General features: G+C 65.7%; 20 protein-coding genes. 12 read left to right on the top strand and 8 right to left on the bottom strand.

The genetic code is table 11. The annotated features are described in order from the left end of the window. Positions 1-1,656, bottom strand: a complete 1,656-nt coding sequence (gene boxC / locus ABJ363_07410; GenBank protein MEP4378813.1) for a 2,3-epoxybenzoyl-CoA dihydrolase — start codon at positions 1,654-1,656, stop codon at positions 1-3. Between the two features lie 123 nt (positions 1,657-1,779). Here boxC and ABJ363_07415 point away from each other — a divergent pair, with 123 nt between their 5' ends. Together ABJ363_07415 and ABJ363_07420 are read left to right on the top strand one after the other, a co-directional pair. Further along, positions 1,780-2,583, top strand: a complete 804-nt coding sequence (locus tag ABJ363_07415; GenBank protein MEP4378814.1) for an alpha/beta hydrolase — start codon at positions 1,780-1,782, stop codon at positions 2,581-2,583. A 59-nt stretch (positions 2,584-2,642) separates the two neighbouring features. Then, positions 2,643-3,971, top strand: a complete 1,329-nt coding sequence (locus ABJ363_07420; protein ID MEP4378815.1) for a dihydroorotase — start codon at positions 2,643-2,645, stop codon at positions 3,969-3,971. A 330-nt stretch (positions 3,972-4,301) separates the two neighbouring features. Here ABJ363_07420 and hisI read toward each other — a convergent pair whose 3' ends face one another. Next, positions 4,302-4,781: a phosphoribosyl-AMP cyclohydrolase gene (hisI, locus tag ABJ363_07425; GenBank protein MEP4378816.1), complete on the bottom strand. Its 480-nt coding sequence runs from the start codon at positions 4,779-4,781 to the stop codon at positions 4,302-4,304. Positions 4,782-4,889: 108 nt separating this feature from the next. On the opposite strand from hisI, the gene ABJ363_07430 reads away from it, so the two are divergent. From ABJ363_07430 to ABJ363_07450, 5 genes are all read left to right on the top strand, one after another. Continuing rightward, entirely contained in the window at positions 4,890-6,035 is a 1,146-nt protein-coding gene (locus tag ABJ363_07430; GenBank protein MEP4378817.1) for a GTP-binding protein, read from the top strand. Positions 6,036-6,227: 192 nt separating this feature from the next. Further along, positions 6,228-6,515 (top strand): GIY-YIG nuclease family protein, encoded by a 288-nt coding sequence (locus ABJ363_07435; protein ID MEP4378818.1) that lies wholly within the window; start codon positions 6,228-6,230, stop codon positions 6,513-6,515. A gap of 129 nt (positions 6,516-6,644) precedes the next feature. Beyond that, the gene (locus ABJ363_07440; GenBank protein MEP4378819.1) at positions 6,645-7,424 is read left to right on the top strand and encodes an enoyl-CoA hydratase-related protein; all 780 of its coding nucleotides are present in this window, start codon (positions 6,645-6,647) and stop codon (positions 7,422-7,424) included. Beyond that, positions 7,425-8,681, top strand: a complete 1,257-nt coding sequence (locus tag ABJ363_07445; GenBank protein MEP4378820.1) for an MFS transporter — start codon at positions 7,425-7,427, stop codon at positions 8,679-8,681. 72 nt (positions 8,682-8,753) lie between these two features. Further along, positions 8,754-9,464: a 2OG-Fe(II) oxygenase gene (locus tag ABJ363_07450; GenBank protein MEP4378821.1), complete on the top strand. Its 711-nt coding sequence runs from the start codon at positions 8,754-8,756 to the stop codon at positions 9,462-9,464. A gap of 12 nt (positions 9,465-9,476) precedes the next feature. Here ABJ363_07450 and ABJ363_07455 read toward each other — a convergent pair whose 3' ends face one another. The 3 genes from ABJ363_07455 to ABJ363_07465 all read right to left on the bottom strand — a co-directional run bounded on the left by ABJ363_07455 (position 9,477) and on the right by ABJ363_07465 (position 12,161). Continuing rightward, the gene (locus ABJ363_07455) at positions 9,477-10,418 is read right to left on the bottom strand and encodes a sterol desaturase family protein (protein ID MEP4378822.1); all 942 of its coding nucleotides are present in this window, start codon (positions 10,416-10,418) and stop codon (positions 9,477-9,479) included. A gap of 98 nt (positions 10,419-10,516) precedes the next feature. Beyond that, complete coding sequence (locus ABJ363_07460) at positions 10,517-11,152, bottom strand: DUF2238 domain-containing protein (GenBank protein ID MEP4378823.1); 636 nt, start codon at positions 11,150-11,152, stop codon at positions 10,517-10,519. Positions 11,153-11,177: 25 nt separating this feature from the next. Next, complete coding sequence (locus tag ABJ363_07465) at positions 11,178-12,161, bottom strand: NADPH:quinone reductase (GenBank protein ID MEP4378824.1); 984 nt, start codon at positions 12,159-12,161, stop codon at positions 11,178-11,180. Positions 12,162-12,288: 127 nt separating this feature from the next. On the opposite strand from ABJ363_07465, the gene ABJ363_07470 reads away from it, so the two are divergent. The 5 genes from ABJ363_07470 to ABJ363_07490 all read left to right on the top strand — a co-directional run bounded on the left by ABJ363_07470 (position 12,289) and on the right by ABJ363_07490 (position 19,519). Beyond that, positions 12,289-12,696, top strand: a complete 408-nt coding sequence (locus tag ABJ363_07470; protein MEP4378825.1) for an HIT family protein — start codon at positions 12,289-12,291, stop codon at positions 12,694-12,696. A gap of 30 nt (positions 12,697-12,726) precedes the next feature. Continuing rightward, a complete protein-coding gene (locus ABJ363_07475) occupies positions 12,727-15,198 on the top strand; it encodes a ligase-associated DNA damage response DEXH box helicase (protein ID MEP4378826.1) in 2,472 nt (823 codons plus the stop codon). Then, positions 15,188-15,937, top strand: coding sequence for a ligase-associated DNA damage response endonuclease PdeM (gene pdeM, locus ABJ363_07480; protein MEP4378827.1), 750 nt, complete (start codon positions 15,188-15,190; stop codon positions 15,935-15,937). Before ABJ363_07475 ends, pdeM begins: the two co-directional genes overlap by 11 nt. Positions 15,938-15,952: 15 nt before the next feature. Then, complete coding sequence (locus ABJ363_07485; GenBank protein MEP4378828.1) at positions 15,953-17,404, top strand: deoxyribodipyrimidine photo-lyase; 1,452 nt, start codon at positions 15,953-15,955, stop codon at positions 17,402-17,404. A 117-nt stretch (positions 17,405-17,521) separates the two neighbouring features. Then, a complete protein-coding gene (locus tag ABJ363_07490; protein MEP4378829.1) occupies positions 17,522-19,519 on the top strand; it encodes a PhoX family phosphatase in 1,998 nt (665 codons plus the stop codon). Positions 19,520-19,551: 32 nt separating this feature from the next. On the opposite strand, the gene ABJ363_07495 is transcribed toward ABJ363_07490, so the two are convergent. The 3 genes from ABJ363_07495 to ABJ363_07505 are packed head-to-tail and all read right to left on the bottom strand — an operon-like array spanning position 19,552 to position 22,156. After that, on the bottom strand, positions 19,552-20,136 hold the full coding sequence (locus tag ABJ363_07495) for a hypothetical protein (protein MEP4378830.1): 585 nt from the start codon (positions 20,134-20,136) through the stop codon (positions 19,552-19,554). After that, complete coding sequence (locus ABJ363_07500) at positions 20,133-21,431, bottom strand: M48 family metalloprotease (GenBank protein MEP4378831.1); 1,299 nt, start codon at positions 21,429-21,431, stop codon at positions 20,133-20,135. Before ABJ363_07500 ends, ABJ363_07495 begins: the two co-directional genes overlap by 4 nt. Then, on the bottom strand, positions 21,428-22,156 hold the full coding sequence (locus tag ABJ363_07505; protein MEP4378832.1) for a hypothetical protein: 729 nt from the start codon (positions 22,154-22,156) through the stop codon (positions 21,428-21,430). Before ABJ363_07505 ends, ABJ363_07500 begins: the two co-directional genes overlap by 4 nt. Positions 22,157-22,194 lie beyond the last annotated feature (38 nt).

Here is a 22,194-nt window from a genome sequence, read left to right on the forward strand (position 1 = left end):
TCAGACCCGCCTGCGGTCGAACTCGGGTTGTTTGCCGGTGCCGAACAGCTCCAGCGCGCCGTCGTCGCCCACGGCGTTGGGGCGTTGGAAAATCCAGTTCTGCCACGCGCTCAGCCGCGCGAAAATCTTGCTCTCGATGGTCTCGGGGCCGGGGAAGCGCAAACTCGCCTCCATGCCCGTCAGCGCGTCGGGCGAGAACGCCGCGCGCGCCTCGATGGCCAGCCGGACTTCATCCTCCCAGTCGATGTCGTCTGGCGCGAAGGTGACCAGACCCAGCTCCTCGGCGTCGATGGCCTCTAGGTCATTGCCGGTCTCGGCCTCGACCGCGGCCAGCGCGTCGTCGTCGCCATAAAAACGCGTCTGCAGCCGGGTCAGCCCGGTGCACATCGCAAGCGGGCCGGTATTCATCGCGGTCAGGTGGATGGTCGCGGGCGGCAGGTTGCTGCCGTCTTCCTCGAACTGCCCGTCGAGCATGTAGGAGCGGTCGGCGGCCAGCGCCAGTTCCAGCAGGGTGCCGGTGAAGCAGGAGCCGGGTTCGATCAGGGCCAGCAGGGAGCGCGCGGACACGTCAATGCGTTTCAGCGTGCGGCGCAGATAGAGCGTGATTTCGCGCACCAGCCAGTCGTCGCCATGTTCCAGCAATGCCGCGTCATGGGCCGCGACCATCTCGCTGTCGCCCTCGGTGCGGAATACCCAGCTGCCGATCTCGGTCTCGTTGAAGCGCAGATGCAGGATCGCATCGTCGAGTTCCCGCGCGACCGCAAGCGGCCAGAAGTCTGCCCCCGCCGCATGTATGCCGTCCGTGTCTTCGGGCGGCGCTTCGGCGGGCCCGCGCACGGTAAACGTCGCGGTGCGCGCGTCACGGTCGAGGGCGACCGTGACGTTGGGATAGGTGAGAGCCGTGTCGCTGATCTCGCGCACGAGCGGCGTCAGTTCGATGCCGTTTCCATCTGCCGGGCGGTCGCTTTCCGCGACCCGCGCGGCGGTGCGGTCTCCGACCGTCTCGTCGAGTTTCGATCGCGGCACCAGCGCGTCCACCAGCTTCCATTCGAGCGCGCGTTTTCCGCGCAGACCTTCACCTGTCGTGCAGAAGAAATCCGCCCGGTCGCGGCGCACATGGCGCTTGTCCACCACCCGGGTCAGCCCGCCCGTGCCCGGCAGCACCGCAAGCAGCGGCACCTCCGGCAGGGACACCGCGCTCGACCCGTCGTCGATCAGCAATATCTCGTCGCAGGCGAGTGCGAGTTCGTAACCGCCGCCCGCCGCCGTGCCGTTCACCATGGCGATATAGGCCTGGCCGGAGTTCGCGCTGGCATCCTCGATGGCGTTGCGGGTCTCGTTGGTGAACTTGCAGAAATTCACCTTGTGATCGTGGCTCGAGCCCTTGAGCATGGGGATGTTCGCCCCGGCGCAGAACACCCGGTCCATCGCCGAGGTGATGACCACGACCGCGACCTGGGGATGCTCGAACCGCAGCCGCTGGATCGCGTCATACAGCTCGATATCCACGCCGAGATCGTAGGAATTGAGCTTGAGTTCGTAGCCCGGGGCCAGCCCGCCGGCCTCGTCCACGTCGAGGGTCAGCGTGGCGACCCGCCCGTCGACGGCGACCCGCCAGTGGCGGTAGCGATCCGGATGTGTTTCGAAGGCGATCATGGGATCGCATTCTCCTCCCTTTTCCCGCTAGAACAGTAGTCGAAGCCCGACACATTGTTGACTCAACAATTGGTCGTTCCGACCAATTGGCGACACCCGCCCGCTCACCGAGGTAATTATTCGATGGCACCCGCTTCCAAGCCCGAGATGCAGCACCTGACTGCCGCCGGTCGCCGCCTCGAATATTACTGGACGGCCGCGCATGACGGCGAGGGTCCGGCGCTGATCTTTCTCCATGAAGGGCTCGGATCGGCCGGCCTTTGGCGGGATTTCCCCGCGCTGCTCACCGAAGCAACCGGGCTGCCGGCGCTTGTCTATTCCCGCTACGGCTATGGCGGTTCCGACGTGCTGGAAGCGTCCCGCGCCGTTGACTACATGCACACCGAAGCACTGGAGGTGTTGCCGGTTGTCCGCGACGCCCTCGATCTCGATGATGTGATCCTCGTCGGCCATAGCGACGGCGCGTCCATCGCCGCCATCCACGCCGGCGCCGGTGAATGGCCGGTCCGCGGCCTGATCCTCGAGGCGCCGCATTTCTTCGTCGAGGATGCGAGTATCGCCGGGATCGAGGCCGCGAAGACCGCCTATGAGACCACCGATCTCCCGGCACGCATTGCGCGCCGCCACACGGACGGGGACAAGACGTTTTGGGGCTGGAACGATATCTGGCTCAGCCCCGCGTTTCGGGACTGGAACATCGAGGAATACCTGCCCGCGATCACCTGCCCGACGCTTGTGATCCAGGGCGTGGACGATGAATACGGCACCGAGGCGCAGCCCGCGGCCATCGGAAGACAATCCGCGGGCCCGGTCGACGCCGTGATGGTGCCCGATTGCGGCCACACCCCCCATCGCGAGGCGACCGGGGGGGTGCTGGAGGTGATGGCCGATTTCGCCGTCGAGCTGACCGATGAAGGCACCGAATGACACCGCCTGTGGATGACCTCCTCTGTTCAGTGAAGGCCGTCGAATGATACGAATACGCCATGACTGAAACTTACGATCTGATCATCAGGGGTGGCGATGTCTGGGCCACCGGCGGACTGGCCCGAACCGACGTCGGCGTGCGCGACGGGCGCATCGCCCAAGTCGGCGACCTGGGCACAGCCGATGCCGGCGAAATCGTCGATGCCGCAGGCCTGACCGTCCTGCCCGGCATGATCGACAGCCAGGTGCATTTCCGCGAGCCCGGCAACGAGCAGAAGGAAGACCTCGAATCCGGCACGCGTTCCGCAGCACTCGGTGGCATCACGGCCGTCTTCGAGATGCCCAACACCAATCCGCTCACCACCAGCGCGGAAGCGCTCGCCGACAAGATTTCCCGCGCCGCGGGCCGGTCCTGGACCGATCATGCCTTCTTCATGGGGGCGGCGGCGGACAATGCCGACGATCTGGCCGAGCTCGAGCGCGTGCCCGGCTGCTGCGGGGTGAAGATGTTCATGGGCAGCTCGACGGGGGACCTGCTGGTGCCCGACGACGAGACGGTCAGGCGGGTGCTCGCCAACGGCACCCGGCGGATGTCGGTGCATTCGGAAGACGAGTACCGGCTGAACGAACGCAAGGGTGAACGGGTCGAGGGTGACCCGTCGTCCCATCCGGTCTGGCGCGACGAGGAAACCGCGATCCGTTCGACCAGGCGCCTGCTGTCCATCGCGCGGGAGACCGGGCGCCGCGTGCATGTGCTCCACATCACGACGGCCGACGAGGTGGAGATTCTCGCGCAATACAAGGACGTGGCGACATGCGAGGTCACGCCCCAGCATCTGACCCTGGCCGCGCCCGACTGCTACGACCGGCTCGGCAGCTATGCCCAGATGAACCCGCCGATCCGCGGCGAGGCCCACCGCGCCGGGCTGTGGCGCGGGATCGAACAGGGCGTGTTCGATGTCATCGGTTCGGATCACGCGCCCCACACGAAAGAGGAAAAGGCCCAGCCCTATCCCGCCAGTCCGTCCGGTATGCCCGGCGCGCAGACGACCGTGGCCGTGATGCTCGATCATGTGGCGAACGGGCGGCTCAGCCTCGCGCGACTGGTCGATCTCCTGTGTTCCGGCCCGCAACGCATCTTCAACATCGCCGGCAAGGGCCGCATCGCCCAGGGCTACGACGCCGATTTCACCTTGGTCGACCTGAAGGCGAAGCGCGAGATCACCGCCGACTGGCTGGCCTATAAATGTGGCTGGTCGCCCTATGAGGGCATGAACATCACCGGCTGGCCCGTGTGCACCATCATCCGCGGCAACGTGGTGATGCGCGACGGCGAACTGGCGGATGCGCCCGTGGGCGTGCCGGTGCGGTTCCTGGAGACGCTGTAGGCGCCTGGAACGGCGAGGGTGGGTCGCAGACCCGCCCCTACATTCGGTCAGCGGTTCGGTAGGGGCGGGTTTCAAACCCGTCCGGTCCCCATGACCTCGTCTCCGTCATGCCCGGACTCTAATAGATCGTCATACGCGGACTTGATCCGCGTATCTCGGCACAGACCCGGACGAGATGCCCGGATCAAGTCCGGGCATGACGAATTTGGCGGTGCTCTCAAACCACCCCTCTCGTCACTCCCGCGAAGGCGGGAGTCCATAAACACCGATGCATGATCGGGTTAGCGCTCGAGTGTATGGATGCCCGCCTGCGCGGGCATGACGATGTTTTTAGAGCTTCGTCGGGTTCGGCGCGTCGCCATAGACCTCGACCGGGTCGAAGACCTTTTCCGTTTCCTCGAAATTCAGCGCGACGGTTGCGTCGTCCGCGGCACCGACCGGCACCGAGCGGAAGAAGCAGGACCGGTAGCCGACATGGCAGCTCGCACCGCCCTGCACGTCGACCCGCAGCCACACCGCGTCCTGATCGTCGTCGATGCGGATCTCCTTGACCTTCTGCACCAGCCCGGACGTCGCACCCTTGTGCCAAAGGACCTTGCGCGAGCGGGACCAGTAATGGGCCTCGCCGGTCTGAATCGTCTTGGTCAGGGCTTCCGCGTTCATGTAGCCATGCATCAGCACCTCGCCGCTCTCGGCGTCGGTGGTCACGACCGGCAGCAGGCCGTCGGCATCGAATTTCGGGGCCAGCTCATGGCCTTCCTCGACCTGCTCGATGGTCTGGCGCGCGGCAAACATGGGACTATCTGACATCGGACGGCTTTCTGTATGGGGTGCGCATTGCGGCACCCGGTTTCGCGCGTGTTATAACGGTTTCCGCCCGGCGAATGTCAAGCGGGCGACGAGATTTGAGAGACGAGAATGAGCGAAGAAGCACCAGAAACCGCACCGGAAACGCCGGCCGAACTGATCCCGGTATCCCTGCTGACCGGCTTCCTCGGCAGCGGCAAGACGACGGTCCTGAACCATGTGCTGCACGACCCGCGCATGGACAAGGCCGCCGTCATCGTCAACGAGTTCGGCGAGGTCGGCCTCGATCACGAGCTGATGGTCGCGGGCAGCGAGGACATGGTGCTGCTCAACAGCGGTTGCCTGTGCTGCACCGTGCGCGGCGATCTGGTGAACACGCTGCGCGACATGATGATGCTGCGCCTGCGCGAGGACGTGCCCTCCTTCGACCGGGTGCTGATCGAGACCACGGGCCTGGCCGATCCCGCGCCCATCCTGCACACGCTCATGTCGGACGAGCTGGTGACCAACTATTTCCGCCTCGACGGGGTGATCACCACCGTCGATGCCGCAAACGGCGCGGATACGCTGGACAAGCAGTTCGAGTCCGTGAAGCAGGTGGCGGTCGCCGACCGGCTGCTGCTGACCAAGAGCGATATCGCCGACGAGGCAACCCGCAAAACGCTGGAAGAACGGCTGGTCGCGGCCAACCCCGCCGCACCGCGAATCACGGTGCTGGATGGCGACGTGGACCCGGCGATGCTGTTCAACGCCGGGCTGTATGACCCGACGACCAAGACCACGGATGTGGAGCGCTGGCTGCGTGACGAGGCCTACGCCGACAGTGCGGAAGGTGAGGACGGCGACAGGCATGACCATTCCCACGACCATGCTCACAATCATGACCATCATGGCCATGACGTGAACCGCCATGACGACCACATCACCTCATTCTGCGTGACCTATGACGAGCCGCTGCGCCTCGACGCGCTGGAGCAGTGGTTCGACACGATCATGATGCTCAAGGGCCCGGACCTGCTGCGCATCAAGGGGATCGTCAACGTGGCCGAGATGGACAGGCCCGTGGTGGTCCACGGGGTCCAGCATGTGTTCCACCCGCCCGCCGTGCTCGACGAATGGCCGTCGGACGACCGGCGCACACGGATCGTGTTCATCACCCGTGATGTGCCCCGCGAGACAATCGAGGACACGCTCACCTGGTTCTCCGACGAGAAACTCCGGGACCAGAAGAACCCGGGCGCGGGGTTGATCGGCTGACCCATTAAAAATTCCCGTCATGCCCGAACTCCACCTGCGTCATGCCCGGACCTGATCCGGGCATCTCGTCTCTCAACCCGCCTGCGTCATGCCCGGACTTGATCCGGGCATCTCGTCTCTCAACCCCACCTGCGTCATGCCCGGACTTGATCCGGGCATCTCGGCTAAAATCTCGCCGAGGGAGAAACGGCCATGCCCGGCGGCTGGGTCTACATCGTCACGAACCGGCACGGAGGTACGCTTTACGTCGGCGTAACCTCAGACATTGCGCGTCGTGCATGGGAGCATCGTGAGGGTTTTGTCGAAGGTTTCTCCAGCCGCTACCGGCTGAAGCGGCTGGTTCATGCCGAACGCTTTGACGACATGCGAGACGCAATCCAGCGTGAGAAGACAATAAAACATTGGTCTCGCGCGTGGAAAATCGACCTGATAGAGGCGGCAAATCCTGATTGGGATGATCTCTATGGCGTTTTGATCTGAGCAAGAGATACGCGGATCAAGTCCGCGTATGACGACTGGAGTTTAGTGCCCGCACACCTCGCCACCCAACCCGATTTGCGCGATACTGCGTGACCCATCGTTAGGCCGTTCCCACAAAGCGAGAACCCCATGTCCGACACCGTTCAGGTCGAGCGCCGCGACGACATCGCCATCGTGTCCCTGCACCGCACGGAGAAGCGCAATGCGCTGCGCCAGGAAGACTGGGTCGCCGTCGGCGACACCATCGATGCCCTGGGCGAGGACGACGATCTGCGCTGCATCGTGCTGCGCGGCGCGGGCGACGAGGCCTTCTGCGCCGGGGCGGACATCACCAATTTCGAGGCCGAGCGGTCCGACCGCCGGAAGGTGAAGGCCTATGAAGCGGCCACCGACCGCGCGTTTCTCGGCGTGCGCAATTCGCGCCATCCGGTCATCGCCATGATCCACGGCTTCTGCATCGGCGGCGGGTTCGAGCTGGCGCTGGCGGCGGATCTGCGCATCTCGGGCGAGTCCGGCCGCTTCGGCGTCCCGGCGAAGAATATCGGCCTCTTCCTCGGCTACCATCTGGTCGAGTATCTGGTCGAGGCCGGCGGCCGCGCCGTCGCCGCCGAGATCCTGCTCGAAGGCCGGGCGATCTCGGCCGACGAGGCGCTGGCGAAGAACCTGCTCACCCGGGTCGTGCCCGATGCCGAGCTTGAAGAAGACGTCATGAAGGCCGCGCGGCGGATCGCCGACGGCGCGCCGCTGTCGCACCGCTATCACCGGGCCGCGCTCAAGCGGCTCGCCGATCCGCGCCCGTTGAGCCGGGCGGAGCTCGAGGCGCAGTTCGACTATGCGGACAGCGAGGATTACATGGCCGGTTACAACGCGTTCAAGGCGCGCGAGAAGCCGAAATTCCGCGGCCGCTAGATGGCGGATATTCACGCCCCGCCGGGAGACCGGCCGCCGACGATACGTCTGTTCGCGCTGATCTTCCTGCCCTTCGCGCTCGGCTACTTCTTCTCCTATCTGTACCGCACCGTGAACGCGGTGATCGGCCCCGATCTCGCGCTGGAGATGTCGCTCTCGCCGGGCCAGCTGGGCCTGCTGACCAGCGCCTATTTCATCGCCTTCGCCTCGGCCCAGATTCCCGTCGGCATCTTTCTGGACAGCCACGGCCCGCGCCGGGTGGTGACCGGCCTGCTGCTGGTCGCGGCCATCGGCGCGTTCCTGTTCTCCATCGGCGAGGGGCTGTGGAGTCTCCTGATCGGCCGGGCGCTGATCGGGCTCGGCGTGGCCGCCTGCCTGATGGGGGCCTTCAAGGCGATGAGCGAATGGTATCCGGGGGACAAGCTGCCCCTGATGAACGGGCTGATCGTCGCCTTCGGCGGGCTGGGCGCGATGGTCGCGACCGCGCCGACCGAAGCGCTGGTGAGCATCGTCGGCTGGCGCTACGGCTTCGTCGCGCTGGCGATCGCGACCTTTGTTGTCGCCGTGATGATCTGGTTCGTCGCACCCGAACGCGTCCGTGCGGGCGCGGGCGAGCCGATTGCGGGGCGCATTCGCGGCATGTTCTCGATCTATCGCAGCGGCGTGTTCTGGCGCGTCGCACCACTGGCGGCGCTGTCCCAGGGTGGATTCCTCGCCATCCAGACCCTGTGGGCCGGGCCGTGGCTGCGGGACATCGCCGGACTCGATTCCCGGACCGTCAGCTTCACCCTTCTGGCGGGTGCGGCCGGGTTCGTGATCGGCAACCTCGTGGTCGGTTTCGCCGCCGAGCGGCTCGCGCGGCGCAACATCCAGCCCCTCGTCACGGCGGCGGTGGGCATGGGCCTGTTCATCCTCGTCCAGGCGCTGGTGCTGCTCGAATGGACATCCGCACCGGCACTGCTCTGGTTCGCCTTCGGCGCCACCGGCACGGCGGGCGTGGTGGTCTTCTCGGTCCTTGCGCTTGCCTTTCCGCCGGAGCTGGCCGGGCGGGCGAGCACGGCGCAGAATTTGCTGATCTTCGCGGCGGCCTTCGCCCTGCAATGGGGCATGGGGGAGATCATCAACCTCTGGCCGGTCGGTGCCGACGGGGCCTATTCGGTGATGGGCTACCGCGCGGCGTTCGGTATCGCGCTGGCTCTGCAGGTCGCCGCATTCGTCTGGATGCTTCTGCGCCGCCCGGGAATGGTTGCGCGATAGCGCAAGAAGCGGGTGGCGCGCCGCGCCGTGACCCGACAGGCTGTCCCGGTCGGTGAATGCGGGGACTTTTGGATGCCGAAACTGAACACGCGGCTTGCGGCAGTGGATGCGGACGAACTGGCGGCCGCGCTCGACGCGCAGGGCTTTGCGATCATCCCGAAATTGCTGGATGCCCGGGAATGTGTGGCCATGGCGAAGCGCTATGACGCCGATGACGGTTTCCGCAGCCGGGTGATCATGGCCCGGCATGGTTTCGGTCAGGGCGAGTACAAATACTTCGATGCGCCGTTGCCGACATTGGTGCAGGCCTTGCGCGAGGGCCTCTATCCCCCGCTCGCGGTTATCGCCAACCGCTGGAACGCTCTGCTGGGCACGGACGAATATTTCCCGGCCGATCACGCCGCCTATCTCGACCTTTGTCATGCGGTGGGGCAGACAAAGCCCACGCCGTTGTTGCTGCGCTACGGGCCGGGGGATCACAACCGGCTGCATCAGGATCTGTATGGCGACGCGGTCTTCCCGCTGCAGGCGACGATTCTGCTGTCCGATCCGGCGCGCGACTTTACCGGCGGCGAGCTCGCCCTGACAGAGCAGCGCCCGCGCCAGCAGTCACGGGTCGAGGTGGTCCCGCTTGCGCGCGGCGATGCCGTGATCTTTCCGGTACGCTACCGGCCGGTAGAGGGCGCGCGGGGATTCTATCGGGCGAACATGCGCCACGGGGTGAGCCGGTTGCACACGGGCACGCGCACAACGTTGGGCGTCATTTTTCACGATGCGCAGTAGATACCGGTGGGCCTAGTCGTCGCCGCCCGTTGAGACCGGCAGGGCCGCCTGATTGCGCCGGAAGGGCTGGGCGACCTGGCCCGCGAAGCTCGCCGGCATCGGCCCGTCGATCCCGATATCGGCCGGCGGGCGGCGTTTCGGGCAGTAGAAGGTCCGGAACAGGACATCGTACAGCATCAGGTTCTCACCATAGTTGCTGTTGCCTTCCGCCGGGTTGCGCGAATGGTGCCAGCGATGCACCGCGGGCGTGTTGAATATGTAATTCAGCGGCCCGAACCGCATCTCGATGTTGCAATGGGTCAGCATGCCGATGAAGGCCGTGATTGAATTTACCCAGATGAACACCTCCGACGGCGCGCCGGCGAGGAACAGCAGCGGCTGGCTGAGCAGGATGCTGGCGACCGTATCGACCACGTGGAAGCGCCCGGTGTTGAAGAACCAGAGGCGCGGCGCGCTGTGGTGCACGGCGTGGAAGCGCCAGAGCGCCGACCACTCATGGGCAACCCGGTGGGCGATATACATGCCGGCCTCCGCGATCACCATGCCGAGGATGATCTGCAGGGCCAGCGGCCAGTCGCCGGGCCAGTAGCCGCCGCCCTTGCTGGCCGCGACCTCGGCGACGCCGATGGTCACGCCGACCACGACCAGCACCTGGGCGAAGCCCTTGTTCAGCAGTGTGTGGGCGAGATCGGGGCCGATCTGGCCGTCATTGGCGAGCCAGTTGCGCTCGTGGGGCAGCACGCGCTCAAGCGTGAACAGGCTCAGCGCGAGCAGCAGATAGGTGATGTTGAAGTAGATTGCGGAATGGCCAGCCTCGAAGCCCAGCCAGGTGCCGTAAAGACAGGCAGCGAGAATGCCCGGCCAAAGCAGGAATGTCAGCGCATAGCCGACAATATTCCGTTGTCTGCCGTCGCCCGTGATGGCGTCCGGCCCCCCTTCGAAAACGATACTCAACTGAAACCTCCGCAAGGGATGCGGCCGCCATGCGCGCCCGGAATTTCGAAACTCCCCACCGGGTTCTTTATGTCACAAAACCGTGACTGTTTGGCAATCTATCCCGCGCCGCCAGCCCCGGATTTATTTTTGCGTTCGGCGCGGGTGACGATCTTCGCGATGATCATGGCGGTGGCGGCGCCGGCGGCATTGAAGACGAGATCAAGGGCCGTGTTCACGTAGCCGCCGACATTGGTCTGCGGAAACATGACGACCGCTGCGAACTCTATGATCTCGTTCACGGCCCCGAGCCCCATGCTGCCCAGGACGGCGAACACATAGGTGCTCAAGCTGCCGTCCATGGCCGGGAAATGTCGCCGCAAAAGATGCCACAGCAACCATGCGGTGATGGCGAAACCGTAGAAATGAACCAGCTGGTCATAGCGCAGAAGCACGAAGTCACCGGACCCGGCGATTGGCACGATGATCTGGGCATAGAGCACGGTATCGCCGACCGGCACACCGCCGCCGGCCATATGCACAAACCCCCATAGCGAAAGTGCCCAGAGGATCGCGGGCGGAAAGGCCGCCTTGCGCTGGCCCGCGCCGACCATGGCAACAAGGATCAGCAGCGTGATGACGTACCAGAGGAACTCGCGGTTTCCCGTCGACATGAAGACCGCGCCGAACCCCGCGATATAGGCCAGTGTCGTGGCGAGTACCGCCCATTCGGTGCGCGTGATCCTCATCGGCATGTCCTCTCCCTGTACCAGATCTGCGCTATTCCGCCGGCCGGACAATCACGGTGCCCAGCTTGTCGCCCGTCTCGACGAACTCATGGGCCTCGATGCATTGATCCAGCGGAAACGTTCCCGCGACGGTATGCAGCCCGTGGCCTTCGGCAAGCCATGCCGTGATGTCGTTACGCGCGGCGTCGATCGCGGCGCGGGGTACGCTGTGCAGGACCATGAACCGCACGATCGCGTTGCGCAGCGCCATCCGCAGCATGAGGTTTTCCGGGTCGCCGGTGGTCGCGTAGACCGAGATCGTGCCGCCGGTCGCGAGGACTTTGGATGTCAGGGAGAGATTGGCGGCCAGGTCGACCTCGACGACGCGGTCGACGCCGCGCCCGTCTGTCAGTCCGAGGATCTGGTCCACGGCGTCCGGGTCGCGGTAATTGATCGTGTGATGGCCGCCGCCGGTCGTCGCGTGGGCGGCTTTCGCCTCGGAGCTGACCGTCGCGATCACCGTGGCGCCACCCCAGCGCGCCCACTGCACCGCGTAATGGCCGACCGCCCCGGCACCGCCGGTGACGAGGATGGTCTTGCCGGTGACGGGACCGTCGGAGAACACGTTGTGGTGGCCGGTCATGCAGGGGATGCCCAGGCAGGCGCCCGCGTCGAAGCCGAGCGCATCGGGCAGAGGCGCCACCAGCCAGGCATCCAGCGTGATGTACTCCGCTGCCGTGCCGAGCGCGCGGCCCTGACGCTGGCCGTTGAACAGCCAGACCCTTTGACCTTTTTCGAGGCCCGACACATCACCACCGACGGCGTCGACGATCCCCGCGCCGTCACTGTTGGGGATGATGCGCGGATGCTCCATGCCGTAGGTGCCAAGCCCCCGCCGCTTCACATCCGCCGGGTTCACCCCCGATGCGTACAGCTTCACGCGGACCTCGCCGGGCGCTGGGTCGGTGGCGTCCATCTCGCCATATGTCAGCACCTCGCGGGCGGGGCCGAGTTCCTCGTACCAGACGGCTTTCATGGCGTTCCTCGTTTTCGTGTCCGTGGTTCGAGTGTGCATCAGGCGGGCCGTCTGCACTAGCCGGATGAGGTCTCGCCCCCTTCGCGCTAGACTGTCCGCCCCGCAACCCGAAAATGACCCGGATGCCGTGCCCGAATTCGAACTCCATCCCCAGCTTGCCGCCGACACGGTGTCCGTCTGCGCCTGGCCGCTGTGCGAGGTGTTGTTGCTGACCGACGCCAATTATCCGTGGCTGGTGCTGGTGCCCGTACGCCCGGATTTGCGGGACTTCCACGACCTTTCGCCCGACGACATGGTGACCGCGGGGCGCGAGATCGCCCGCGCGAGTGAGGCGCTGGTGGAGCTGTTCGCGCCCGACAAGGTCAACGTCGCCGCGCTCGGCAATATGGTCCCGCAGCTGCACATTCACGTCGTCGCGCGCCACACCCATGATGCGGCCTGGCCGAAACCGATATGGGGCGTGGTGCCGCCGCTCGCCTATGCGCCCGATGCGCTCGACGCGCGCCTCGCGGATCTGCGCCGGGTGTTCGGATGAAAGTTTTTTTTAAGGGCTCCCGGGTAACAGATGCATAACATCCTGCCGCCGGCACTCACCGACTGGTTCACGACCCGCAACTGGACGCCGCACCCCCACCAGCTGGCGATGCTCGACGCCGCGGCGGCGGGCCGCTCCGCACTTCTGATTGCGCCCACCGGCGGCGGCAAGACGCTGGCCGGATTCCTGCCCAGTCTGGTGGAACTCACCGCGGGCGAAACGGCGTTCGAAGGGCTGCATACCCTGTATATTTCGCCGCTGAAGGCGCTCGCGGTGGACATACACCGCAATCTCGAAATTCCCATCGCCGAGATGGGCCTGCCGATCCGGGCCGAGACGCGGACCGGCGATACGCCACAATCGAAGCGCCAGCGCCAGCGGCGCAGCCCGCCCCAGATGCTGATGACGACACCGGAGAGCCTGGCGCTGCTTTTGTCCTACGAGGACGCGCCGGGAATTTTCGGCCGGCTGCGTTGCGTGATCGTCGATGAACTGCATGCGCTGGAGGACAACAAGCGCGGCGACCTGCTGTCACTCGGCCTGTCCCGCGTGACCGCGCTGGCGCCCGGTGCACGGCGCGCGGGCCTGAGCGCGACCGTCGCCGAGCCCGAGCGGCTGCGGCGCTGGCTGTCGCCGACGCGCAATCCGGAAGACGTGGCACTTGTGCTCGGGGAGGCCGGCGCGGCACCGCGCATCGACGTACTGGAGAGCGCGGTGGAGATGCCCTGGTCGGGCCATATGGGCACGCACGCGATCCCCGAGATCTACGACCTGCTGCTCGGCCGCGACACTGCGGACGCGGGGTCCGCGATCGTATTTGTGAACACCCGTGCCCAGGCCGAGATCATCTTCCAGGAATTGTGGCGGATGAACGAGGACGGGCTGCGGATCGCGCTCCACCATGGCAGCCTGGCGCCCGAGCAGCGCCGCAAGGTCGAGGCCGCGATGGCGCGCGGCGATCTGGACGCGGTGGTGGCGACGTCGTCGCTGGATCTGGGGGTGGACTGGGCGGCGGTGGACCTGGTGCTGCAGGTGGGCGCGCCCAAGGGCTCGACCCGGCTGCTGCAGCGGGTCGGGCGCTCCAATCACCGGCTGGACAGCCCAAGCCGGGCGGTTTTGGTGCCGGCCAACCGGTTTGAGGTCCTCGAATGCCGGGCCGCCGTCGACGCCATCCGCGCCCATACGCTCGACGGCCTGCCCGCGCGGCCGGGCGGGCTCGACGTGCTGGCCCAGCATATCCTCGGCACGGCCTGTTCCGGTCCGGTCGATCGGGATGCGTTGTTCGAGGAGGTGCGAAACGCCGGGCCGTATACGGACCTGTCGCGCGAGGATTTCGACGACGTGTTCGAATTCGTCGCCACGGGCGGCTATGCGCTGGGCGGCTACAAGAAATTCCAGCGCTTGTTCCACACCTCCAACGGAACATACGAGGTTGCGACCAAGGCAGCGGTGCGCGACTACCGGATGAATGTGGGCACCATCGTCGAGGCGCCGACCCTGAAAGTGCGGCTGGGCCGGGGGCGGGTGCTGGGTGAGGTGGAGGAGAGCTTCGTCAATCATCTGACATCGGGCGACACATTCGTGTTCGCCGGTCGCCTGCTTGAGTTTGTGGAGGTGCGCGAGACCAGCGTCATCACCCGGCCGGGCAAGGGCGGCGCCCCGTCGGTGCCGGCCTATGTGGGCGGGCGGTTCCCGCTGTCCACCCATCTGGCCGACCGGGTGCGGATGATCCTGTCGGACCCGAAGGCCTGGGCGGACTTGCCGGCCCAGGTCTCCAACTGGCTCGACGTGCAGCGCTGGCGCTCGGTGCTGCCGCCGCCCGACGGGCTTTTGATCGAGACGTTTCCCCGCGCCAACAAGCATTACCTCGTCGCCTACTGCTTCGAGGGCCGCAACGCCCACCAGACCCTGGGCATGCTGCTCACCCGGCGCATGGAGCGGGCGGGGTTGGGCCCGCTGGGGTTCGTGGCGACGGACTATGTGATCGGCGTGTGGTGTACGAAGTCGTGTGAAGCCGCCGACCTCGACGCGCTGTTCGACGAGGATATGCTCGGAGACGACCTGGAGGCGTGGATGGCGGAATCCTCCTTGCTGAAGCGCACCTTCCGCAACGTCGCGGTGATCGCCGGGCTGATCCAGCGCCGCCACCCGGGCGAGGAGAAGACCCGCCGCCAGGTGACCTTCAACTCCGACCTGATCTATGACGTGCTCCGGTCCCACGAACCCAACCACATCCTGTTGCGGGCGACCCGCGCCGATGCGGGTTCGGGCCTGACCGATGTGCGCCGCCTGTCGGACATGCTGGCGCGTGTGCGCGGACGGATCACCCACCGCCATCTCGACCGGGTCTCGCCGCTGGCCGTGCCGATCCTGCTGGAGATCGGCCGCGAGAGCGTCTACGGCGCGGCGATCGACGAGCTGCTCGGCGAACAGGCCGAGGACCTTATTTCGGAGGCCATGGACAATGTGGACACAAAGGAACTGGGCTTCGATGCCGCCTGACGGAACGCTGAAACCGGCCGCCAATCGCACGACCGCCGCCATTAACCTCGGCGGGCAGCGGGTCGTCCTCGACCACTCGGGCGCGGCGTGGCTGCCCGATAGCGGAGATCTTCTGGTGGCGGATCTGCATTTCGAGAAGGGCTCGGCGTTTGCCGCGCGGGGGCAGGCACTGCTGCCGCCCTATGACACCGCCGAGACGCTGCGGCGGCTGGATCGGGTCTGCGCGCGGGTGAGGCCGAAGCGGGTGATCTGTCTCGGCGACACGCTGCACGACTTGGCAGGCGAAGCACGGATGGCCGAGACCGACCGGCAGCGTCTGGTGCGGCTGGTGGCGAAGCAGGACTGGGTCTGGATCGCGGGAAACCACGACCCCGACCCCCCGGCAGACTTTGGTGGTTCGGCGGTCGGCGAGTTGCGGATTCGCGACCTCGTCCTGCGCCATGACGTGGCGGAGGCACCGGCAGATGCGGCGATTCAGGTTGGCGAGATTTGCGGCCACTACCACCCCAAGGCGGCGGTGCGGGTGCGCGGACGGCGGATTTCGGGGCGCTGCTTTGCGACTGACGGTTGCCGCCTGATCATGCCGGCGTTTGGTGCTTATGCGGGCGGGCTGAATGCATGCGAACCTGCGATTGCCGATCTCCTGTCGGGCCGGTTTCACGTGTATCTGATTGGACGGGCGGGATTGTTTGCCTTCCGCCGAGATCAGTTACTGCCCGATCCAAAACGCGCGGCATGACGTATCGAGTTCGTTATGTCGTCTGAATCTCCGGTCATCGTCTGGTTTCGCCAGGATCTGCGCCTCGCCGATAATCCCGCGCTCGCCGCGGCGGTCGCGACTGGTCGGCCGATCCAGCCGCTTTTCGTTCTGGACGAGGCGAGCGCGGATATCCGTGCGCTTGGCGGCGCGTCACGCTGGTGGCTGCACCACAGCCTCGAGTCTCTGGCCGGGGACCTGCGCGGCCATGGTTTGCAACTGGTGCGGCGCCGGGGCGCGGCGCTCGACGTGCTGAAGACGCTGGTCGAAGAGACCGGTGCGGAGCGTATCTTCTGGAACCGCTGCTATGAACCGGGTGCGATCGCGCGGGACACGGCGGTCAAAGCGATGCTCAAGAATGCCGGTGTCGATGCCGAGAGTTTCAACGGGTCGCTGCTGATCGAACCCTGGAAGATCGAAACCCAGCAGGGCGAGCCCTACAAGGTGTTCACCCCCTTCTGGAAGCGCTTGCGCGAGCTCTATCAGGCGCCCGTGGTCGCCGGCGTGCCGGCGCGGTTGCCTGGCCTGGAGGATGTTGCGGGCGACACGCTGGCGGACTGGAGGCTGCTGCCGACGAAACCGGACTGGGCCGGCGGGCTGCGTGAAAGCTGGGAGGCCGGCGAGGGCGCGGCGCGGGCCCGGCTTACGGATTTTCTGGATGAGGCGGTCGCGGATTATCCGGTCGATCGGGACCGGCCCGACCGGGCGGGCACGTCGCGGCTCTCGCCCCATCTGCATTGGGGGGAGGTCGGCCCGTATCAGGTGTGGCGGGCGGCCTCGGCCTGTCTGGCGGCGGGCGGGGCAAAAGCGGCGGGTGCCGAGGCGCTGCTGCGGGAACTCGCCTGGCGGGACTTCAATCACCATCTGCTGTTTCATTTCCCCCGGATTGCGACCGCCAATTGGCGCGAACAGTTCGATGGATTTCCCTGGCGCGATGACCCGGACGGGTTGGCCGCCTGGCAGCGCGGCGAGACCGGCTACCCGCTGGTCGATGCGGGTATGCGTGAACTCTGGCACACGGGCTTCATGCACAACCGGGTGCGCATGATCGCCGGATCGTTCCTGATCAAGGATCTGATGGTCGACTGGCGCGACGGCGAGGCCTGGTTCTGGGACACGCTGGTTGATGCCGATCTGGCCAACAACGCCGGCAACTGGCAGTGGGTCGCGGGGTCGGGGGCGGATGCTTCACCGTTCTTCCGGATCTTCAATCCGGTGACCCAGGGCGAGAAGTTCGACCCGGCGGGCGACTATGTGCGCCGCTGGGTGCCCGCGCTCGCCGACATGCCGGACAGGTGGGTGCACAAGCCCTGGGATGCGCCGGCGGACGTACTGGCCGAGGTGGGTGTGGTGCTGGGGGATACCTATCCGGCCCCGATTGTCGATCATGGCGTGGCACGGAACCGCGCGCTGGACGCCTACAAAACGATGCGCAACGACGCCGCCTGAACGTCATTGCGTCCGATTTCATCAATCTGAAACACCGCCGTCACACAAGGCTCTGTCGCGCCCGCGTAAGCAGGGAGAGTTGCTATTTGATACTCTTTCGATCCCGGAGTGGAACCGATGAACAAAGACCTGACCGAATATCCGACGCGCGCCGAAGCCTTCGAAGCATCCGAAGACATGCCCACGAACGCCTCGCCCACAGACACATTCGGAAATGTGTTGCACAACCGCTATCTCGGCCGACGCAGCGTGCTGAAGGGCATGACCGCCGTCGCCGCGCTGACCACCGTGGCAACGCCGATGAGCAGCCTGATCTCCCGCGCCGCGCATGCGGCGGCCAAGCCATTTGCTTTCACGGAGATCGAGCATGGGGTGGATGAGACCCACCATGTCGCGCCGGGCTATAGCGCCGATGTGCTGATCCGGTGGGGCGATCCGATTCTGGCCGGCGCGCCGGACTTCGATCCCGCCAAACAGAGCGCGGCGGCCCAGGTTGGCCAGTTCGGCTACAACAACGACTTCGTCGGCTATGCCTCGCTGCCCTTGGGCGCAGACAATCCCGAGCGCGCCCTGCTTTGCGTCAATCACGAATACACCAACGAAGAGGTGATGTTCCCGGGCATCGGCCGGCAGGACAGGACCGGCTTTTCGGAAATGACCCGGGCGCTGGTCGACATCGAGATCGCCGCCCATGGCGGCTCTGTGGTCCAGGTGGAAAAGGTGGACGGGAAGTGGCGCCCCTCCGCCGATCGCTCGCTCAACCGGCGGATCACGGCGGACACGCCGATGCGCCTGTCGGGTCCGGCGGCTGGGCATGGTCGCCTGAAAACCAGCGCCGACCAGACCGGCACCAGCGTGCGCGGCACGATCAACAACTGCGCGGGCGGCATGACCCCCTGGGGCACCTACCTGATGGCCGAAGAGAATTTCAACGGCTACTTTTGGGGTAAGGTCGCCGAGGATCATCCCGAAGCCCGGAACTACAAGCGCTATGGCCTGCCGGGCAACTGGTACGCCTGGGGCAGGTATTACGACCGGTTCGACGTGACCAAGGAACCGAACGAGGGCAACCGGTTCGGCTGGGTGGTCGAGGTCGACCCCTACAATCCCGCGTCGGTCCCGGTGAAGCGCACCGCGATGGGCCGCTTCAAGCATGAGGGTGCCGAGACGATCGTCAACAAGGACGGCCGCCTGGTGGTCTATCAGGGCGACGATCAGCGTTTCGACTATCTGTACAAGTTCGTTACTCACGGTCGCTACAATCCGAACTACCGGGCGGCCAACAGCGACTTGCTGGACAGCGGTACGCTGTTCGTGGCGCGGTTCGACGCGAATGGCGGCCTGACCTGGCTGCCGCTTGTGTTCGGCGTGGGCCCGCTGACCCCGGCCAATGGCTTCAACAGCCAGGCCGACGTGCTGATCGAGACCCGCAGAGCGGCGGACCTTCTTGAGGCGACCCCGATGGACCGGCCGGAAGATGTCGACCCCAACCCGGTGACCAACAAGGTCTATGTGATGCTAACCAACAACTCCAAGCGCAAGGCCGGCGACGAAGATGCCGCAAACCCTCGCGGGCCCAACCCGTTCGGCCACATTGTCGAGCTGAGTCCGCCAGACGGGGACCATGGCGCGCTGGACTTCACCTGGGACATTCTGGTGCTGGCCGGCGATCCGGCGGATCCGGAATCCGGTTCCAAATGGGGGCCCGAGACCTCGGGCAATGGCTGGTTCGGGTCACCGGACAATTGCACGGTAGACGGGCAGGGCCGGCTGTGGATTTCCACCGACCAGGGCTCGAACTGGCCGAAGACCGGCACGGCGGACGGTATCTGGGCGATGGAAACCGAGGGTCCGGCACGCGGTAGCGGGCGGATGTTCTTCCGCGTGCCCGTGGGCGCGGAGATGTGCGGGCCCCAGTTCGCGCCCGACGACAGGACATTGTTCGTGGCCGTTCAGCATGTCGCCGTGGACGGAGCGAAGGCGTGGGCGCCGTTCGGCCGGAACTCGACCTATGAGGACCCGGCAACCCGCTGGCCGGATTTCGACGCCAGGGTACCGCCGCGCCCGTCGGTCGTGGCGATCACCAAGGAAGATGGCGGCGTGATCGGCGGCTAACCCGAAGGCATCGATGGCGGCGCCGTTGGGATTCAGGCGGCCTCGGCGCGCAGGGATTTGAGCAATTGCTCCGCGTCATCGAGATAGCGGTCATAGTAGTAAAGCGAGACCGCCTCGTAATCGAACAGGTAGAGACGATCGTTGCGGGTCGTCGCGAGCACGAAGCCGCGTTTGTCGACGCCGTTCTTGTCCGTGTAACTGTATTCGAACCGGGCCCCGCTCCCGTCGGCCACGGTTTCGGGGCGCAATTCGCCCGTCTCCAAGTTGAACTGGTCGATGCGCGCGATCGTGGCCACGAACATGTCGCGGATCTCGATCGGCGTCATGCTGGCCTCGAAGACTGGTGGCTTCTTGTCCTTGTCGGCCGACAGGGCCTCGAAAAGGGGTTTGCCGTCCTCGATGCCGTTGAAGACCCGCATCCGCTGGAGGATCGGGCCGTCGATGGTCCAGATCTGGACCTTCCCGTTTTCCAGCAGGTTCCAGTCCCGCGCGGGCGTGATGCTGTACGCATTCGCGAGTTGGACGGATTTTCCGGACTCGGCGAGGTTAAAGGTCTGGCACGCCGTGAGGGCGAGGAGGGCCGTTGCGGCCAGGCCGAGGGAGCGAATGGGTCTCATGATGTTGCCAATCTTCTGATCATGTCTTCGACGATGAGGCGGTCCGATGCGTTCGGACTGGCTTCGAGATAGGCCTCGAAGGATTGTCTGGCGGCGGCGGCTTCGCCCCGGCGGTTGTGGACGAGGCCCCGGGAACGATGCAAATCCGACGGCGGTGTGCCAGCCGCTTCGAGAGATTGTGTGTAGAAGTCGAGAGCCATCTGTTCGTCGCCCTCGTCGCCGCGCAGGCGGTGTAGCTCGCCCTTGAAGAACAGGATCTCGGCCGGGTTCGGGTCGTCTTCCAGCAGGATGTCGAACAATTCGCTCGACGTCTCGAAACTGCGCTGGTTGAGCTCGTCGCGCAGCCAGGCGGCGCGGCGCGGGAGCATGATTTCGAGGAACCTGTCACGCCCGGCTTCGGTCTTGTCCATTTTCGTCGCGACGGCGCCGCCGAGTTCGTTGAGGATCTCGCTGCGTTCCTCCGGGGCGGGATGGGTCGCCAGGAAGGGGTCGCGGTCGTCCTTCTCGGGATTGGCGTCGCGCTCGCGGATCAGGTTCTTCCAGACCCGGGAAGCCTCGCGCGGGTCATAGCCCGAACGGTTCATCAGGAGGAGGCCGTAGCCGTCAGCCTCGCGTTCATGATCGCGGCTGTAGGCCAGGATCCGGCCCTGGGCGAACAATCCGGCGATACCGCCCCAGCCGCCCGTCGCCACTGTGAAGAATGCCAGAAAATTCGTTGCCTCGATGGCGGACTTCATACGCTGGGCGGAATGCTGGCGCAGGAAATGCCCCACTTCGTGCCCGAGCACGGATGCGAGCTGGGCCTCGTTGCGGGTACGCAGGAGGAGGCCGGTCCAGACCTGCATCATTCCGTTGGGTGCCATCGAGGCGTTGAAGGCGGGTACGCGCATCACATACACGCGCACGTCGCCGCAATGGGGTCCGGCCACGCGACAGGTGACCTCGGTCAGATATTCGTTGAGTTCGCCATTCTCGACCCGGTTGCCCGAGGTGCGGATTCTCTGCTCCGCGCGATCCATGGATTGCCAGAGCCCCGCTTCCAGGGTCTCGGGCGAGGGTCGCTCGCCCGGGCTCAGGTCGGCGAATCGGAAATACTGCCCGTCATGGGCGATGGTGTCGGCGTTCACGAGCCCGAAGTCGGGTCCGGCATCCGTCGGTTTTTCGGCCGCCGCCGGCGGGTCGAGCACCTGGCCCTGACGCAAGGGGGCCTCATAGGAGGCCCGCTCGGTCGTCTGGCAGGCGGCGAGGACGAACGCCGATGCGACCAGTCCGATTGACGCCCGCGTACGGATCATGTCGGGAATTCGGTCAGCAGGAGCTTGATTGTTTCTACCGCGGCGTCGGCGTTCCGCAAGTCACCCGACGCGCGGGCGAGGCGATTGAACCAGACGACCTGCCCGGTTTCCAGATCGACCAATGTGGCTGTCCCCGCCTGAACGCCGCCTTGTAGGCCGACCCCGAAAATGGCGCCGATGATGATCACCGCGACCCGCCCGGAGCTTGCATAGCTGTCACGCAGGAAAACGAACAGCGCGTAGTCGGCGTCGTATTTCTCCTTCAGCAGCTTGGCGTCGGGGCCGATTGTCCAGTCGAACTGGTCATTCTTGGTCGGCAGCTTCATCTGCGGCAGATACTCGTGCAGCAGGATCGAGCTGCCCACGGCGTTGGCCAGTTTGACGATCTGCAGCTGGTCCTCGTCGAGGTCGTCGAGGATGTCGTTGTTCTCGGGCAACACGATTTCGGCCTCGAATGCCGACGTATGGGCCGCCAGCGCCGTGCGGACATGGCCGCGGCCCGCGGTTGTCCAGTCGGCGCGAGGCTCGGTGACCCCGCCCGCATTCAACACGCTGAGTTCGATGTCGACCGGCATTAGCACGATCCGCCGGTTTTCCGTGCCGGCTTTCAGGGTGCCGGTCGTCTTGTGGGCGGTCTGCACACAGGCCGTCAGCGCGAAGACCGCGAGCGTGGCCATCACAAGCGAACGGAACGCGCGGCGATGATTCTTGATTGTGCTGAACATGATTCCCCCAAAACACGCGGCTACGGCGCCCGAAGGCA

The sequence above is a fragment of the Alphaproteobacteria bacterium genome (genome assembly GCA_039980135.1).
In the GTDB taxonomy this organism is placed as follows: Bacteria; Pseudomonadota; Alphaproteobacteria; order UBA6615; family UBA6615; genus UBA8079.